Source organism: Streptosporangium amethystogenes, from assembly GCF_000721075.1.
Classification (GTDB): Bacteria; Actinomycetota; Actinomycetes; order Streptosporangiales; family Streptosporangiaceae; genus Streptosporangium; species Streptosporangium amethystogenes.
This window is the reverse complement of the sequence record NZ_JOEQ01000020.1, coordinates 23,007-40,032: the sequence shown is the minus strand read 5'-3', so window position 1 is coordinate 40,032 and position 17,026 is coordinate 23,007. Positions and strand designations below refer to the sequence as shown.

Here is a 17,026-nt window from a genome sequence, read left to right as displayed (position 1 = left end):
TGGGTCGTCAGTCGAAGAACTGCCAGATGCTGAACCTTCGTACGTAGAGCGGGGCGAAGGCCCGGCCGGTCACCCGGATCCGCCTGATGCGGGTCTGCTTGTTCATCGTGATCTTCACGCACTTCAGGCAGGCCCCGTGGGGTCCGGGCAGGGCGTAGTAGGAGATGGACGCGCTGTGGTGCATCAGTCCCCTCTTGGAGAGTCCCATTCCGATCTCCCGGTAGAGACGGCTCGACCCCTTCAGGGTGAACGCGGTGGAGCCGACGATCGCGTGGTTCGACGAGGAAGGGCAGTGCACGAATATCCGGACGTGGCTGGCCTGCCGGGGCCACGGGGGCAGGACGCGGAGCGACGGGACGTTCTTCAGCTCCTTGGGAATGGTGTTTCTGCCATTTATGGGGGGAATTGTAACTGTCTGGTGGTTTTTGGTGATAACGGTGGCCGTGGTGTTGGAGGTGGCACTGGATGTCGCCGTGACGCTGGGGGTGGCCGTGGGGGTGGGTGTGGGTGTGGGGGTGGGAGTGGATGTCGCCGTGGCGCTGGGGGTGGGCGTGGGCGTGGCTGTGGGGACGGCATCCGGTTCGATCGGAACGCCCGGACTCATCATGAGCGCGGTGACCATCCCGATCCGTGTGATGGAACGCATGTGCTCCTCCTGCCGAACACCCGGGTGGCGATGCGACGCGGGTTTCTGGGGAGGAGACGTGTACGGGACGGCCCGGGGAGGGCGCCTGATATCCATCCTGATCCTGACCGGCGGGCCATCTCCATTATGTCGGCCATGTCGTACGAGAAAGGGAGACACGCTGGTAGGGGGCCATATCCGGGTGTCGAAGTCCGTCGCCGAGTCGCCGATCAGTCGTTCCCGGACACCTGAAGGGGGCGGCGAGGGCGGGCCAGCGCCGCGGCGACGGCCCCGCACAGGGCGACGGAGAACAGCACGGCGTAGGTCCGCTGGAAGCCGGTCATCAGGTGTTCCACGGAGACGGGGGAGAGGCGCGACAGCGTGCCCGCGTACACCTGTCCGCGCAGCTCGGCGCTGACCGAGCCGGTCAGCACGCTGAGCGTGAGGGCGACCCCCAGCACGATCCCGACATTCATGATCATAAGCCGGAAGCCGTTCACCACCCCCAGGCTCCCCGCCGGCAGGGCGGCCATGACCTGGGTGGTGTTGCCGGTCAGGAAGGCGCCGCTGCCGCAGCCACACAGGAAAAGGCCGACCCCGATGATCCAGTACGGCGTGGCGGGAGCGGTGTGCAGGAGCAGGACGCCCAGCCCGGCCGCGCTCATCAGGGTGCCCCCCACCGACAGCGCGTACGGCTTGATCCGGCGGCCGAGGGCGCCGGTGACCGGGGAGGCCAGGGCCATGCCGATCGGGACGGGGAGCACGCCCAGGGCCGCGGTGACGGCGTCGATGCCCCTGGCGGCCTGGAAGTAGAGGGCGACCAGCAGGATCAGCGCCGAGCGCGCCAGCGCGTTGCAGAAGGAGGCGAGATTGGCGAAGGCCAGCATGCGCTCGCTGAACAGGCGCACGTTGAGCACCGGGTGCGACGCCCGGCGCTCCACTACGACCAGCGCCGGGACCAGCGCCACCGCGATCGTCATGCCGATGGTCACCACGGGGCTGGACAGGCCCCGGGACCCCGCCTCGGAGAGTGCGATCAGGGCCGCGGAGAGGGCGGCGAACACGATCAGGTTGCCGAGCGCGTCCACCGGCCTGCGTGCCCCCCGTGGCACCCTGCGCAGCGTGAGCGCTCCCCAGACGAGGGCGGCCAGCCCGGCCGGTACGTTCATCCAGAAGATCCACTGCCAACCGGCGGCCTCGGCGATGAGGCCGCCCAGGGTGGGGCCGGCGAGCTGGGCGACCGAGAGGGTGCCGATGTAGACGCCCATGCCCTGGCTGAGCCGGTCCGGAGGGAAGGCGTCGGTGATGATCACGGTTCCGTTGGCGAGGACCATCGCGGCTCCGATCGCCTGCACCGCGCGCATCGCGATCAGGAACCAGATGCCGGGTGAGAGCCCGGCGAGCAGCGATCCGACGGTGAACAGGAGGAACCCCGCCAGATAGATCTCCCGCCGGCCGAGCAGGTCGGCCACCCGGCCGAAGAACACCAGCGTCGCGGTGTTGACGAGAAGGAAGGCCAGCAGGACCCAGCCGGCCGAGAACGCGTCCGCGTGAAAGTGCCTGACCACTGTGGGAAGTGCGACGTTCAACATGCTGCCGGAGATGCCGATCATGACCATGCCGAGGCTGGTTACCGAGCAGACCCGCCACGCGTAGCGGAGTTTGGATAGGTATTCAGGGGATCCGGGCAGGTCCTGGGGGATTGCGACCATGAATCACAGTCTGACGTACGTTGTACGTCGATCTTGATTTAGACCCGCCGCGGCGTACGTCCAACCCGCTCGCGGCTCGCGTCAGGTCACACCCGGCGTGGACGGCGGTCGGGTGACAGGGCACGGCACGCCCATCCGGCTCGCGTCCCGGGCCAGGCCGGAGGCGGCGTCCTCCCTCTCACAGGTAGGCGCCCCCCGCGCCGTGGCCGTCCGGCGTGCCCCTCAGCGCGCCCGTCTACGCAGGCCCTCCACATCGTGGATGATCACGCGGCGGCGGCCCGTCTCGATCAGCCCGCGGTCGCGCAGGGAACGCAACGCCTTGCTGACCGCCTCGCGGGAGGCCCCGGTCCAGCCGGCCAGCTCGTCCTGGGAGAGCGGCAATGTCACCCGGACCCCGCCGTTGGTGGGCTCGCCGTACCGCTCGGCCAGTTCGACCAGCCGGGTGGCCACCCGGCCCGTGGTGTCGAACGCGCCGTACTCGATCCGCTTGCGGTCGGCGTCGCGCATCTTGCCGATCACCATCCGCATGAGCAGCACCGCGACTCTCCCGTGGTTCCGCAGGTAGGCGGGAAAGTCGCGGACCGTGACTCCTTCGACGGGTTCGAGGGCGGTGATCGTGGCGGACCTGGGCAGTCCGTCGATCGCCGCGAACTCGCCGAGCAACGCCCCGGGTCCTCGGATCGCCAGGACCACCTCGCTGCCACTCGCGGTGTGCGAGGACACCTTGACCCGGCCGGAGGTCAGGATGAGCACCCAGTCGCTCGCGTCGCCCTCGGTGCACATCGTCGCGCCCCTGTCCCAGCGCCGGGGGCGCCCGGCGGCGTACAGGGCCGCCGCCTCATCGCTCGTGAGCAGTGTGATGAACTCACCTGGTTCGGGGGAAGAAGCCATAACCACCTCATGGTGATCTCGATCGTGTCCGTACGGCTCCCGGGGCGAGAGGCGCTGCTACGAGAGCCCGGACAGCACGTGGGCATGGACGGGGTGTTCCCTGCCCTTGAGGTTGAGCAGACCCAGGGAACGGGTCCGGGCCCCAGGGCCGATCAGGTCGAGGGTGCTCTGGCCGATCACGACGCTGCCGGGGTCGGCGACTCCCTCAAGTCTGGCGGCCACGTTGACGCAGTCGCCCATCGCGTTGAAACCGCGAAGCTCGGGGCTGCCGATGTTTCCGACAAGCGCCTCACCGGTGTTGATGCCAATCCTGAAGCGAGGATAACCGGGCATCCCCGCCGCGATCTCCTCGGCGGCCTCCTGCATCGCCAGGCCCGCCCGCACCGCGGCGAGGGCGTGGTCGGGCTGCCGGGCGGGGGCGTTGAACAGGGCGAGCAGCGCGTCACCCACGAACTGCACGATCGTGCCGCCGTTGCCGAGCACGATGGGCACGGCCGCGGTGTGGTAGCGGTTCAGCATCTCGACGATCTCGCCGGGCGCGACCCGCTCGGAGAAGCCCGTGAAGCCCTTCAGGTCGGCGAAGAGCGCGGTCAGCTCCACCAGCTCGCCGCCGAGCGCCGCGGTCTGCGGGTCGGCCAGCAGTGACTGGGCCACGTCCGGTGACATGTACTGCCGAAAGAGGGTCTCCAGCTCGCTGTAGAGGCGGGCGTTCTCCAGGGAGATGGACAGCTGACCGGCCAGCATGGCGGCGAGCGCCTCGTCCTGCGGGGTTCTGCCGATCGGCACCTCCAGTGCCCCGGCGAGCCTGCCCTTCACGGTCAGGGGGTGGACGACCTTCCCCTCCAGCCGGATCGGCCGGTCGTCGGGGAAGTCCCTTGGGCCGTACTCCCTGAAGTTCACGGTGACCTGGCCGTTGTCGACCAGCCTGATCCGGACGTCTCCGTACGCCTGGCGCACGCGGTCGAGACTCTGCGCCAGCAGTTCGCGCTCCGGCAGGCCCACCCGGGCCTGCCGGCCCGCGTCGACCAGCGCGGCGAGCCTGTCGGTCAGTTCCCGCTCGTTGGCCAGTGCCTCACCCGCCCGGTCGAGCACCGCCACCTGGGACTCGGTGAGCCCGAACTTGCCCGCCAGCCTGTTCGCGATCGGGACCCTGCTCGCCTGGTTGCGCCGCAGGTGGCCGACGAGTTCCTCCAGGGCGGCCTCGTAGTCGGCCCTGATCCTGCGGACCGTCGCCGACAGTGCCACCGAGTCGAACAGCCCGGCGCTCGTGCCCTCCTGCCGGAACTGCAGGTAGGCGCTGTAGGCGACGAAGAGGAACGCGGTGGTCAGCAGCACGTGCCAGAGCCACCACGACAGGTGCCAGTTGTGGTGGGACAGCCCCGCGACCAGGGACTCGGCGAGCAGCGCGTACGCGGTGACCAAGCTGATCAGCACGACCGCGGGGCGGCTGCGGTGCAGCTGGAACATCATCGCGGCCGCCACCACGTACAGGGCCACCCCGATCCACTCCAGGCCTCCCAGGCCGGTGCCCTCGGGGGGCGAGTCGCTCAGCGGGGTCAGGCCCGGCACCAGGCAGGCGAGCCCCCAGCCGGTGATCAGGGTGGCCAGACCGCCGCGCAGCCACATCTGGCGCCCAAGGACGGTCTCGGCCGCTCGGTCCCCCAGGGGCAGCGCCGATGTGAACGCGAACACCGAGGCGATGAGGAGGCCCACCGGGTGGGACAGGTCGAACCCGTAGCTCGGGGTGCCCAGGATGATTCCCGGGGTGCTCAGCCCGTGCACCAGGAAGGATCCGGCACTGCTCAGGAAGACCAGCGAGACCAGGAGCAGGCGTGCGTCCGCCCGCCTGGCCGACGCCTCGCTGATCACGAGGCCCAGGACCAGGTTGATCCCGGCGACAGCGATGATCAGCCAGAAATGACGGGGATTGTCGTGCAGGACGATGTTCAGGTCGGGCTGGGCCAGCAGCAGCCAGAGCCCGAGCATCGGCAGTGCCAGATGCAACGCCCACACCAGGGTGCGGATCGGCTGGGTCGCAGGCGGCAGGTACGGTTCCCGTTCGGAACGGTCTCGCGGGACCGTGTCCGTCGGGTCGATGGTCGGCACGGTGGCCTCCGTGTCTGGAGAACCCGGCTGGGTTCCCCGGGTTGTTCGTCCACGCCCAGCGGGCGGGTTCCCCCGAACGGCCCGATTATCCCGCACGTGGCCGCTGTCGGCAGGCATCCGGACATTTGTGCTTCCGAGATCGAAGCGTGATGTTTCACGGGTCAACCATTGGAACGGTTGAACCGTGTACTACGTGTATCTCTCCCATCACACCAGACTCTGGTGTCGCAGAAAGGAAGCCCAGTGGCTATCAAGTTGCCGGGCGGACGCACGCTCGCCGTCGTGACCGTTGGTGTGCTCGCCGGAACGTTGTTCACCGCGAGCGGCAGTGCCGTAGCCTCGTCGGCGGGTGCGGAGATCCACGCGTGTGTGCACAAGCAGACGCGCTACGCCCGCATCGTCAACGCGACGGCCAGGTGCAAGCCCACCGAGATCCGGATCAGGTGGGGGCAGCAGGGCGAGAGCCAGCAGCAGGGCGTCGCCACTGCCGGCCCGCAGGGTGAGCGTGGCCCGCAGGGCCTCAAGGGCGACGCCGGTCCGCAGGGGCCGCAGGGCCTGCGTGGCCCCATCGGCAGGACCGGGGCCACCGGCCCGCAGGGTCCCAAGGGCGACACCGGTACCCAGGGTCCGAAGGGTGAGGACGGCAAGCCGGGTGCTCAGGGTCCCAAGGGCGACACCGGCGCTCAGGGTCCCAAGGGTGAGGACGGTGCCCGTGGCCCGCAGGGCCTCAAGGGTGACACCGGTACCCAGGGTCCGAAGGGTGACGACGGCGCCAGAGGTGCCCAGGGTCCCGCCGGTTCTCCCGGCCCCGCCGGTACGAAGGGTGCCGATGGCAAGGACGGCGACGACGGTAGGAATGGCAGGAACGGTGAGGATGGCGAGGACGGTAAGAGCGCCTATGAGGTCTGGCTCGAACTGCCCGGCAACAGGGGCAAGTCCAAGACGGAATTCATCGCGTCGCTGAAGGGCCCCAAGGGTGACAAGGGCGACCCCGGCTCGGGCGGCGGCTCCGGTACCCCCACCATCACCACCGTGCCCGCGTCGTTCAACTTCGGCGGTCAGGGCGGAAGCCAGACCGTGAGCTGCGGTGCTGGCAAGGTCGTCACGGGTGGCGGCTTCAGCAGCAGCGGCAGCGCTTCGGGTCAGATCTACACGAGCGCGCCCAGCGGCTCCTCCGGCTGGACCGTGAGCGGCAAGAACTCCAGCGGCACCGTCTACGCGCTCTGCATGGGCTAGATCCCCGGCTGAGCACGACAGCATGACAGAAGGCCTCCCGGATGGCTGCCGGGTGGCCTTCTCCCATGTCGGGGGCCTTCTTCCAGGTTGGAGACGGACCCCGGCCGGGTGCCGTGCGAAGCACGGAAAACGAAAAAGAGGGGTACGGCTCATGCGAGCCGTACCCCCTCTCCGTGGTGCGTGAGGATCAGCCGAAGATGCCCGGCAGAGTGGCCGTGTGGGTCTGGCGGAGCTCGGTGATCGGGATGTCCAGCACGCCCTTGACGTTCAGCGAGTCACCACCGGTGGTGCCCAGGCTGTAGCAGGGCACCTCGTGGGTCGCGCACAGCTTCGCGAAGGTGTCGAACGACTCGGGCCTGACGGTCACCAGCGCGCGGGCCGACGACTCGCTGAACAGCTCGACGAACGCGTCGTCGCCGGTCAGGGAGACCGCGCAGCCGATGCCCTGGGCGAGGCAGGCCTCGGTGAGGGCGATGGCCAGCCCGCCGTCGGACAGGTCGTGGGAGCCGGTCAGCAGCCCCTGCGAGGCGGCCGTGGTCAGGACGAGAGCCAGGTCGCGCTCCGAGGCCAGCCGCGCCTTGGGCGGCAGGCCGCCCAGGTGGCCGTGGGCCACGTGCGCCCACTCCGAGCCGCCGAACTCCGCCTCGGTCTCGCCGAGCAGCACGATCCGGTCACCGTCACCGGTGAAACCGGACCGTACCCGGGTGGCCACGTCGTCGATGACGCCGAGCACGCCGACGACCGGTGTCGGGTGGATCGGGACGGATCCCGTCTGGTTGTAGAACGAGACGTTTCCACCGGTCACCGGGACACCGAGGGTCTTGCAGGCGTCGGCCAGGCCGCGCACGGCCTCGGCGAACTGCCACATGACCTCGGGGTCCTCGGGGGAGCCGAAGTTGAGGCAGTTGGTCACCGCCAGCGGCGTCGCGCCGGTGGTGGCCACGTTCCGGTACGCCTCGGCGAGGGCGAGCTGGGCCCCCGCGTACGGGTCGAGGCGGGCGTAGCGGCCGTTGCCGTCGGTGGCCAGTGCGATTCCGCGCTTCGTCTCCTCGGCACCGGGCATGGCCTCGCTGATGCGCAGTACGCCCGCGTCGGCGGGCTGGGCCAGCACGGTGTTGCCACGGACGTAGCGGTCGTACTGGGAGGTGACCCACTCCTTGGACGCCAGGTTCGGTGAGCCGAGGAGCTCAAGCAGCGTCGCGCGCAGATCGGCGGGGCGGGCGAGGCGCTTGGGGGTGTCGCTGTTCAACGCGAGCTGGCCGGCCGGCTCCTGGAACGGCCGCTCATAGACCGGGCCCTCGTCGGCTGCGGTACCCGGCGGGATGTCGACGATGGTCTCGCCGTGCCAGGTCATCACGAGGCGGCCGCCGTCGGTGACCTCGCCGATCACGGTCGCGGGAATGTCCCACTTCGCGCAGATCGTCATGAAGGCATCGATGTCGTCGGGCGTGACGACCGCCATCATGCGCTCCTGCGACTCGCTCATCAGGATCTCCTCGGGCCGCAGCGAGGGATCGCGCAGCGGTACCAGGTCGAGCCTGACGTTCATGCCACCGGTGCCCTTGGCGGCGAGCTCGGTGGTCGCGCAGGAGACACCGGCGGCGCCGAGGTCCTGGATGCCGACGACCACGTCCGCCTGGTAGAGCTCCAGGCAGCACTCGATCAGTAGCTTCTCCATGAAGGGGTCGCCGACCTGGACGCTGGGGCGCTTGGCGTGCGACTCGTCCTCGAAGGTGGCCGAGGCCAGCACGGACGCGCCGCCGATGCCGTCGGGGCCGGTCAGCGCGCCGAACAGGACCACCTTGTTGCCCGGTCCGGGGGCCACCGCGAGCTTGATCTGGTCCTTGCGGAGCAGGCCCACGCAGAGGGCGTTGACCAGCGGGTTGCCGATGTAGCAGGGGTCGAAGACGACCTCGCCGCCGATGTTGGGCAGGCCCAGGCAGTTGCCGTAGTGGCTGATGCCCTCGACCACGCCGGGCAGCACCCGCCGGGTGTCGTGGGCGTCGGCACCGCCGAAGCGGAGCGCGTCCATCACCGCGACCGGCCGGGCGCCCATTGACATGATGTCGCGGACGATGCCGCCGACGCCGGTCGCCGCGCCCTGGTGGGGCTCGACGTAGGACGGGTGGTTGTGCGACTCGATCTTGAAGGTGGCGGCCCAGCCGTCACCGATGTCCACGACCCCGGCGTTCTCCCCCATGCCGACGAGCAGAGCCGCCGACTCGGGAGCCTTGGTGCCGAACTGGCGCAGGTGCACCTTGGACGACTTGTAGGAGCAGTGCTCGCTCCACATGACGCTGTAGATGGCCAGCTCGGAGCCGGTGGGACGGCGGCCGAGGATCTCGCGGACCCGCTCGTACTCCTCGACCTTCATGCCCAGCTCGGCGTACGGCTGGCGCTCGCCGGGGGTCTCCTCGGCCCGCTTGACGGTGTCGAGACTCATGCGTTCACCAGCTTCTTCAGGATCGAGGAGAAGAAGGCGCGCCCGTCGGTGCTCGGGGCGCCGGTGAGGTCCTCGACGGCGTGCTCGGGGTGCGGCATGAGACCGACGATGTTGCCGGCCTCGTTGCGGATGCCCGCGATGTCGTTCAGGGAGCCGTTGGGGTTGCCACCCGTGTAGCGGAAGACGACCTGGCCGCCCGCCTCCAGCGCGCCCAGGGTCGCCTCGTCGGCGACGTAGCGGCCCTCACCGTGCTTGATCGGCAGCACGATCTCCTGGCCCTCGGTGAAGTCGGAGGTCCAGGGGGTGGTGCTGCTCTCGACCCGGATGCCCTGGTCGCGGCAGATGTAGTGCAGCCCGGCGTTGCGCATCAGCGCCCCGGGCAGCAGGTGGGCCTCGCAGAGGATCTGGAAGCCGTTGCAGGTGCCCAGCACGGGGAGCCCGGCCCTGGCGGCGGGGATCAGCTCCTCCATCAGCGGGGCGAACCTGGAGATGGCCCCGCAGCGCAGGTAGTCCCCGTAGGAGAACCCGCCGGGCAGGAAGACCGCGTCCACCCCCCTGAGGTCGGGATCCGCGTGCCAGAGCGGCACGGCTTCGCCACCCGCGTGGCGTACGGCGCGGGCCGCGTCCTGATCGTCAAGCGTTCCGGGAAAAGTGACGACGCCCACGCGGGCAGCACTCATGGCAGCGTTCCCCTCCACAAACGGGCGCCGCGCCGGCGTCTCTTACATCGGACGTCGGTCTGCGGCGGTGCTCTCAGGCTATCCGCTCCGGGCAAGCGGTCATACGCGGAGTGTCCGATCGCACATACGGCCCAGGAGAACAGGAACCGGGACTATACGGCGGCGAGCACCCGGTCACGGGCGAAGGCGGCGTCGTCGTCCCAGTCCAGGTGCTTGCGCAGGTGCACGACAGTGCCCCGGCCCGGGGTGATGTCGAAGGAGATCTCGTCCACCACCGCCTGCATGATGAGCAGACCCCTGCCGTGCTCGACGTCGGCCGACGGGTAGTGCTCCGGCACTCCGACGAGGCCCTGGCCCCGGTCGATGATGCGGACGTCGCAGCGGCCGTGGCCGATGGCGGTCTCGACCTCGTAGCGGTTGGCCGGACCCCCGTGCCGCACGGCGTTGGCGCATGCCTCGGTCACCGCGAGCAGGATGTCGGAGACGCAGTCCTCGGTGACGCCGAGTGAGCGCAGGGAGTCGCCGAGCGCCCTGCGGACCATCGGGATGCCGATGGCCTGTCGTGGCAGAGCCAGCGAGAACTCCATGTCCACCGGTTTCCTCCCGGGGTCAGACGTCACCTTGTGAAGGCTTCCCTGCAGAATCCGGGCTAACCGCAAAATAACCGTAATGTTATTGACTGGTGGTCAAGCCGTGGGATTGCTCCGCCCATATTGCCGGATATAGCTGGATCTGGGCGGTTGGTCTGCGTGGAGTGACGGCCTAGGACTCGACGGTGACGGTGTAGTCCTCGATCACCGTGTTGGCGAGCAGGGTCTCGGCCATTTTCCGGACGTCCGAAAGTGCCGTCTCGTCGGCGGGCCCGTCGATCTCCACCTCGAATCGCTTGCCCTGCCGTACCGCTGAGACACCGGAGAAGCCGAGCCGCGGCAGCGCGCGGGCGATCGCCTGCCCCTGCGCGTCGAGAATCTCGGGCTTCAGCATGACGTCGACGATGACGCGCGCCACGATGTTCCTCCTGGTTGCGACGGGGACGGTTTGGCGCCTCAAGAGTAACCGGCTCCGGCCGCGCTCAGGCGCGGGGGCGGACCCACGCCACGCGGACGAAGCAGGCGGGTGAAAGGGAGCGTGCGGGGAACGGGGAGCATATGGACGCCGAGGTAGGTCTTGCGCACACGTATGTGACCTCTGCCACGATGGCCACAAGCGCGTACGAACCACCATCAGACGGGTCGAACGCGCCGCGAATCGGCCGGACAGCGGTGGTGAACCCATCCAGACGGCCCCTAGCACACAGGAGTGGCACGTGACAGCCGACGCCTCTCGTGGTGCGGAAGCACCCCCGGAGCTCATTCAACTGCTGACACCGGAAGGAGAACGGGTCGAGCACCCCGACTACGACATCGATCTGACCCCCGAGGAGGTCCGAGGTCTCTACCGGGACCTGACCCTGGTCCGCCGGGTCGACCTGGAGGCCGTGGCACTGCAACGCCAGGGCGAACTGGGTCTGTGGGCATCGCTGCTCGGGCAGGAGGCTGCGCAGATCGGCTCCGGCCGGGCGCTGACCGAGGCCGACATGGCGTTCCCGACCTACCGCGAGCACGGGGTGGCCTGGTGCAGGGGCGTCGACCCGGTGAACCTGCTCGGCCTGTTCCGCGGTGTCAACCACGGAGGGTGGGACCCCGCGGAGCACAACTTCCACCTCTACACCATCGTGATCGGCAGCCAGACCCTGCACGCGGTCGGCTACGCCATGGGCATCCAGCGCGACGGTGCCGAGGCCGCCTCGATCGTCTACTTCGGCGACGGCGCCACCTCCCAGGGTGATGTGAACGAGGCCTTCATCTGGGCCTCCGTGTTCAACGCGCCGGTGGTGTTCTTCTGCCAGAACAACCAGTGGGCCATCTCCGAACCGCTGGAGAAGCAGACCCGTATCCCCCTGTACCGCAGGGCCAGCGGGTTCGGGTTCCCCGGTGTCAGGGTCGACGGCAACGACGTCTTCGCCTGTCTGGCCGTCACCCGGAAGGCGCTGGCCGAGGCCAGGTCGGGGCAGGGGCCCATGCTGATCGAGGCGTTCACCTACCGGATGGGCGCCCACACCACCTCCGACGACCCGACCCGCTACCGGGTGGCCGCCGAGTTGGAGGGCTGGAAGCTCAAGGACCCGATCGAGCGGGTCCGGGCCTACATGTTCAAGAACCAGATCGCTGACCAGGACTTCTTCGACGCGATCGACGCGGAGGCCGACGAGCTCGGACGGGATGTCCGCAAGCGTTGCCTCGCACTGCCCGACCCCGAACCGCTGGCCATCTTCGACCATGTCTACGTCGAGCCGCACTCCCTGATGGATGCCGAGCGCGCGGAGTTCGCCACCTACCTGGAGGGGTTCGAGGCATGACCATTCTCACGCTGGCCAAGGCGCTCAACGAGGGCATGCGCAAGGCCATGGAGGACGATTCCAAGGTCCTCGTCATGGGTGAGGACGTGGGCAAGCTCGGCGGTGTGTTCCGGGTGACCGACGGGCTGCAGAAGGACTTCGGCGAGCAGCGGGTCATCGACACCCCGCTGGCCGAGTCGGGCATCATCGGGACGGCCATCGGCCTCGCGCTCCGGGGCTACCGCCCGGTCTGCGAGATCCAGTTCGACGGATTCGTCTTTCCCGCGGCCGACCAGATCATCACACAGCTCGCCAAGATGCCACTGCGCTCGCTGGGCAAGCTGAGATTGCCGGTGGTCGTCCGGATCCCCTGCGGCGGCGGCATCGGCGCGGTGGAACACCACAGTGAGTCGCCCGAGGCGTACTTCACGCACACCGCCGGCCTGCGCGTCGTGGCCTGCTCCAACCCGGTCGACGGCTACGCCATGATCCAGCAGGCGATCCGCTGCGAGGACCCCGTCGTCTTCTTCGAGCCCAAGCGGCGTTACTGGGAGAAGGCCGAGGTGGATGTCGACTCCTCGGACTGGACCCCCTTCGACGAGGCCAAGGTGGTACGGCAGGGCACGGACGCCACCCTGCTCGCGTACGGGCCGATGGTGAAGACCTGCCTGGAGGCCGCGAAGGCGTCCGAGGACGACGGCCGGTCCCTGGAGGTCGTGGACCTGCGCTCGCTCAATCCGCTCGACGTCTCGAAGGTCACGGAGTCGGTGCGCAGGACCGGGCGCTGCATCGTGGTGCACGAGGCGCCCGTCTACAACGGCTTCGGCGCGGAGATCGCCGCCCGCGTCACCGAGGAGTGCTTCTACAACCTGCAGTCCCCGGTTCTGAGGGTCGGAGGGCCCTCCACTCCCTACCCGCCCTCGCGGCTGGAGGACCACTACCTGCCCGATCTGGACAGGGTCCTGCACGCCGTCGACCGCGCGTTCGCGTTCTAGAGGAGGGCTGGAATGAAGGAGTTCAAGCTCCCCGACGTGGGAGAGGGACTGACCGAGGCGGAGATCGTCCGCTGGCACGTGAAGGTCGGAGACCCGGTCAAGGTCAACCAGACCATCGTGGAGATCGAGACCGCCAAGGCGGTCGTCGAGTTGCCCTGCCCGTTCGAGGGCGTCGTGGCGGCCCTGATGGTGGACGAGGGCGAGATCGTGGACGTCGGCAGGCCGATCATATCGGTGGACGACGGTGCCGGTCCCGAGGCTCCCGTCGCGGAGCGGTCGGCGGCCCTGGCCGACGACATGGTGCCCGTGCCACCCGCCGAGGTACGGCAGCCGGTGCTGGTGGGCTACGGCGTCAAGCCGGGCGCGGCCAAGCGCCGTCCCCGCAAACCGTCACCGTCCGGCATCTCTCCCACCGGTACGCCTCCCGCCGATGCGGCCGCCGGGTCGTGGTCGTCCGAGGCGGTGCCGTCCGGTGTACGGGAGGGCGGCGCCGGTACGGCCGCACCGCCTACGAGCGTGGCGGTGCTGGCGAAGCCCCCGGTGCGGAAGCTGGCCAGGGATCTGGGCATCGACCTGACCACTCTCACCGGGACCGGCCCGCACGGCTCGATCACCAGGGACGACGTCCAGGCCGCAGTCGGCACCACGACGGCCAGGCCGCAGGCGACGACCGTGACCCGGGAGATGCAGGACGAGGAGCGGATCCCGATCAGGGGGGTGCGCAAGGCGACCGCGCAGGCCATGGTGGCCTCCGCGTTCACGGCGCCGCACGTGACGGAGTTCCTCCAGGTGGACATGACGGAGACCATGGACGCGGTCCGGCGTCTCCGGGACCTGCCCGACTTCGCCGAGGTCAAGGTCTCGCCGCTGCTCCTGGTCGCCAAGGCCGTGCTCGTCGCCGCCCGCCGCCATCCGATGATCAACTCTGTCTGGGACGAGGCGCGCCAGGAGATCGTGGTCAAGCACCGCGTCAACCTGGGCATCGCCGCGGCTACCCCGCGTGGCCTGCTCGTTCCCAACGTCAAGGACGCCCACCTGCTGTCGCTACCCGGTCTGGCCGGTGCCCTCGGCGCTCTCGCCGAGACCGCCAGGGCGGGCCGCACCCAGCCCGCGGACATGGCCGGGGGCACGATCACGATCACCAACGTGGGCGTCTTCGGGGTGGACGCGGGCACCCCGATCCTCAACCCCGGCGAATCGGCGATCCTGGCCTTCGGCCAGGTCAGGGATATGCCGTGGGTGGTGGACGGGCAGGTCGTACCGCGTAGGGTCTGCACGCTCGCGGTCTCGTTCGACCATCGGGTGGTGGACGGGGAGATCGGCTCGCTGTTCCTGCGCGACGTCGGCGCCATGCTTGAGGACCCGCTCCGGATGCTCGCCTGGGCATGACCTGGTGATTCCAGAGCCGGTTTCATGACAGAGGGCGATTCACCTGCCGGATAAATCCGGCAGGTGAATCGCTAAACATGACGGCCGATCCTGTCAATTAGTGTGCCGGGAAGCGGCTCCTCCGTTCCCTGGGGGAGCGGCTTCTCGTTTTCCTCGGCCGAGGTAGGCGACGGACAAGCCCTGTCCGTTTCGAAGACGGAAGTCGTATCAAGGAAGCGATTCCCCTGCCGGGTGAACCCGGCGGTCCTCTCATCAAAGCCGATGGGGAGGGCTTCGGATCCGCCCTCCCAGCCGCCGCGCCCCCGTGCGGACCGCTGCCCCGGCAATAATCGGGAAGCCGCTTTTGTCCGCTATGGATCAGGGTTTGTGATGCGTATCCCCAGCTCGTGCAGTGGAGCGGGTTGCCGTGTGAAACTTTTGTCAGGCTTTACTCTCGATACGTTTTCTGGCTTTTCTAAATGGGTTGTTAAAACATCTTTAATGCGCGTCGATATGAGGTGTTTGTCTGGGTATGGGTGCTAGTGTCGTGATTGATAAGACGCGACAGGCTCAGCACGAAGGGGGAAGCCATGACTTTCAAGCAGCTCTTCCCGTCCAGCCGGTACGTGACCTGGGGTGGATGCTGCTGCCGGCGCCGCCGCCGCTGCGGATGTGGTTGTGGTGGCGGCGGGTGGTGGTGGTAGCCAGATCCGGTGCTAGCAGAAACAAATGAGAGCCGGCGGGTGACCCGCCGGCTCTCATTCTCAGAGTCGCTCTCGCCCAACGGGGCGAGGGCAGCGGTGCGTCGTCCTCCCACGGCGCCGACGGTCTCCATTCGCAGGACCTTCCGGGAGTTCTGGCCGTACACCCGAGGTATCCGCCGGCTGCTCGTGGCCGGTGGCGTGCTCGCCATCGTCGCGGCCGTCTGCGAGGTCGCCGCGATCGGCCTGTTCGGCTTCATCACCGACGAGGTGCTCAGCAAGCAGAACCTGGGGGCCTTCTGGCTCCCTGCGGCAGCCTGGCTGGGCCTCGCGGCCGTCGCAGGGCTGGTCTCCTTCGCGGGGTCCTACCTCACGGCCCTGGGCGGTGAGCGCTTCCTGCTGCGGCTGCGAGACAGGGTGTTCGAGCACATCCAGACGCTCACGCCCGACTTCTTCGACAACCGCCGTCTGGGTGACCTGATGGCCAGGCTCACCGACGACATCGAGGCCATCGAGGAACTCGTCGCCTCCGGCCTGGTCAAGCTCTTCACCACGCTCGCCAGCGTCGTCTTCTTCGCCGGTGCGGCCTTCTACGTCCGGTGGGACCTGGCACTGCTGACGTTCCTGCTGGCCCCGGCCTTCCTGCTGGTCTCCAAGACCTTCGCGGGCAGGTTCAGGACCGTGTCGGCGCGCGAGCGGCTCAGCAACGGGACCATGAACAGCGTCATCGAGGAGAGCCTGTCCAACCAGGCGCTCGTCCAGTCCTACAACCGTCAGGGCACCGAGGCCGAGCGACTGCACGCGGAGGGCAGCACCTGGCTGCGGGCCAACGTGGCACAGGCGTGGCTGTCCTCCCTGTACGGGCCCGTCGTGCAGGTGATCGAGACCATCTGCCTGATCGCCATCCTCGGGTTCGGCGCATGGGAGATCTCCTCGGGACGCCTCACCATCGGCGGACTGCTCGCCTTCGCCGCCTACCTCGCCTACCTCTACCCGGCGGTGCAGAGCCTGGGGCAGATCGCCCTCACCGTCTCCGAGGCGGCGGCGGGCTCCGACCGGGTCATCGAGATCCTGCGGGCCCGGCCGGCCGTCGCCGATCGCGACGTCCCCGTCCAGTTGGGGCGTGGCCGTGGCCGCATCGAGTTCCAGGGCGTCGGCTTCACCTACCCGAACAGGAGGAGGCCGACGTTGCGTGACATGTCCTTCGTCGTCGAGCCTGGGGAACTGGTCGTGTGCACCGGCCCGAGCGGGGTGGGCAAGTCCACGCTGGCGAAGCTCCTGCTCCGCTTCTACGATCCCACCGCCGGGCGCATCCTGCTCGACGGAATCGACATCCGAGATCTGTCGCGCGAGTCGCTCCGGGACAACATCACCATCCTGCAGCAGGAGAACCTGCTCTTCTCGGGGACCGTACGCGACAACATCGCCTACGGCCGCCCCGGCGCGGACCTGGACGACATCGTCCGCGCCGCCGTCATGGCGGACGTCCACGACTTCGTCAACACGCTTCCCCACAGGTACGACACGCCGATCGGGCAGCGTGGGCGACTGATGTCGGGCGGGCAGCGCCAGCGGATCGCCATCGCCAGGGCCATCCTGCGCGACGCCCCGGTGCTCGTCCTCGACGAGCCGATGACGGGGCTCGACGCGCTCACCGCGGAACGGATCATGGAGCCGCTCAAGAGGCTCATGGCCGGCCGCACGACCATCCTGATCACCCACGACCTCCGCTTCATTCCCGAGGCGGCCCAGAAGATCGTGCTCGAAGCCGTGCCGCGGCGTGCCGGCCGGATAAGGATCAACCACCGTTCCGCACCGCGCCCGGTGTGAGCGGATCACCTTTCGACGGCGATCAGGTCCCGGACGGGCCGCGACACCCGCCCGGGGCACGC

General features: G+C 68.8%; 13 protein-coding genes. 5 read left to right on the top strand and 8 right to left on the bottom strand.

All coding sequences use genetic code 11. The annotated features are described in order from the left end of the window. Positions 1–7 precede the first annotated feature (7 nt). The 4 genes from IG98_RS52000 to IG98_RS47335 form a co-directional block, all read right to left on the bottom strand. The gene (locus IG98_RS52000; protein WP_169750180.1) at positions 8–646 is read right to left on the bottom strand and encodes a hypothetical protein; all 639 of its coding nucleotides are present in this window, start codon (positions 644–646) and stop codon (positions 8–10) included. 209 nt (positions 647–855) lie between these two features. After that, on the bottom strand, positions 856–2,337 hold the full coding sequence (locus IG98_RS0126090) for an MFS transporter (protein ID WP_030917455.1): 1,482 nt from the start codon (positions 2,335–2,337) through the stop codon (positions 856–858). A gap of 222 nt (positions 2,338–2,559) precedes the next feature. Continuing rightward, positions 2,560–3,228 (bottom strand): Crp/Fnr family transcriptional regulator, encoded by a 669-nt coding sequence (locus tag IG98_RS0126085; RefSeq protein ID WP_030917452.1) that lies wholly within the window; start codon positions 3,226–3,228, stop codon positions 2,560–2,562. A 57-nt stretch (positions 3,229–3,285) separates the two neighbouring features. Beyond that, positions 3,286–5,334, bottom strand: a complete 2,049-nt coding sequence (locus IG98_RS47335) for an adenylate/guanylate cyclase domain-containing protein (protein ID WP_051752912.1) — start codon at positions 5,332–5,334, stop codon at positions 3,286–3,288. Between the two features lie 243 nt (positions 5,335–5,577). Here IG98_RS47335 and IG98_RS47330 point away from each other — a divergent pair, with 243 nt between their 5' ends. Further along, the gene (locus IG98_RS47330; RefSeq protein WP_051752910.1) at positions 5,578–6,570 is read left to right on the top strand and encodes a collagen-like domain-containing protein; all 993 of its coding nucleotides are present in this window, start codon (positions 5,578–5,580) and stop codon (positions 6,568–6,570) included. Between the two features lie 187 nt (positions 6,571–6,757). Here the strand turns inward: IG98_RS47330 and purL are convergent, their stop codons facing one another. The 4 genes from purL to purS form a co-directional block, all read right to left on the bottom strand. After that, entirely contained in the window at positions 6,758–9,013 is a 2,256-nt protein-coding gene (gene purL / locus IG98_RS0126070; protein WP_030917442.1) for a phosphoribosylformylglycinamidine synthase subunit PurL, read from the bottom strand. After that, positions 9,010–9,693 carry a phosphoribosylformylglycinamidine synthase subunit PurQ gene (purQ, locus tag IG98_RS0126065; protein WP_030917439.1) on the bottom strand — a complete coding sequence of 228 codons (684 nt, stop codon included), beginning with the start codon at positions 9,691–9,693 and terminating at the stop codon, positions 9,010–9,012. Before purQ ends, purL begins: the two co-directional genes overlap by 4 nt. Before the next feature lie 152 nt (positions 9,694–9,845). After that, on the bottom strand, positions 9,846–10,280 hold the full coding sequence (locus IG98_RS0126060; protein WP_245651720.1) for an ATP-binding protein: 435 nt from the start codon (positions 10,278–10,280) through the stop codon (positions 9,846–9,848). A gap of 175 nt (positions 10,281–10,455) precedes the next feature. Then, entirely contained in the window at positions 10,456–10,701 is a 246-nt protein-coding gene (gene purS, locus IG98_RS0126055; protein ID WP_030917432.1) for a phosphoribosylformylglycinamidine synthase subunit PurS, read from the bottom strand. A gap of 298 nt (positions 10,702–10,999) precedes the next feature. Between purS and pdhA the strand changes: the two genes are divergently transcribed. The 4 genes from pdhA to IG98_RS0126035 all read left to right on the top strand — a co-directional run bounded on the left by pdhA (position 11,000) and on the right by IG98_RS0126035 (position 16,964). After that, positions 11,000–12,091: a pyruvate dehydrogenase (acetyl-transferring) E1 component subunit alpha gene (gene pdhA / locus IG98_RS0126050; protein WP_030917429.1), complete on the top strand. Its 1,092-nt coding sequence runs from the start codon at positions 11,000–11,002 to the stop codon at positions 12,089–12,091. Beyond that, positions 12,088–13,065, top strand: a complete 978-nt coding sequence (locus tag IG98_RS0126045; protein WP_030917426.1) for an alpha-ketoacid dehydrogenase subunit beta — start codon at positions 12,088–12,090, stop codon at positions 13,063–13,065. The genes pdhA and IG98_RS0126045 overlap by 4 nt, the downstream gene beginning before the upstream one ends. Positions 13,066–13,077: 12 nt before the next feature. After that, positions 13,078–14,454, top strand: coding sequence for a dihydrolipoamide acetyltransferase family protein (locus IG98_RS0126040; protein ID WP_030917424.1), 1,377 nt, complete (start codon positions 13,078–13,080; stop codon positions 14,452–14,454). Between the two features lie 779 nt (positions 14,455–15,233). Continuing rightward, a complete protein-coding gene (locus IG98_RS0126035) occupies positions 15,234–16,964 on the top strand; it encodes an ABC transporter ATP-binding protein (RefSeq protein WP_245651715.1) in 1,731 nt (576 codons plus the stop codon). Positions 16,965–17,026: the final 62 nt, after the last annotated feature.

Bases quoted from the DNA above. Each gene is read 5' to 3' on its own strand.
- IG98_RS52000 (WP_169750180.1), bottom strand. From the start codon at position 646: ATGCGTTCCATCACACGGATCGGGATGGTCACCGCGCTCATGATGAGT.
- IG98_RS0126090 (WP_030917455.1), bottom strand. From the start codon at position 2,337: ATGGTCGCAATCCCCCAGGACCTGCCCGGATCCCCTGAATACCTATCC.
- IG98_RS0126085 (WP_030917452.1), bottom strand. From the start codon at position 3,228: ATGGCTTCTTCCCCCGAACCAGGTGAGTTCATCACACTGCTCACGAGC.
- purL (WP_030917442.1), bottom strand. From the start codon at position 9,013: ATGAGTCTCGACACCGTCAAGCGGGCCGAGGAGACCCCCGGCGAGCGC.
- purQ (WP_030917439.1), bottom strand. From the start codon at position 9,693: ATGAGTGCTGCCCGCGTGGGCGTCGTCACTTTTCCCGGAACGCTTGAC.
- IG98_RS0126060 (WP_245651720.1), bottom strand. From the start codon at position 10,280: ATGGAGTTCTCGCTGGCTCTGCCACGACAGGCCATCGGCATCCCGATG.
- IG98_RS0126045 (WP_030917426.1), top strand. From the start codon at position 12,088: ATGACCATTCTCACGCTGGCCAAGGCGCTCAACGAGGGCATGCGCAAG.
- IG98_RS0126040 (WP_030917424.1), top strand. From the start codon at position 13,078: ATGAAGGAGTTCAAGCTCCCCGACGTGGGAGAGGGACTGACCGAGGCG.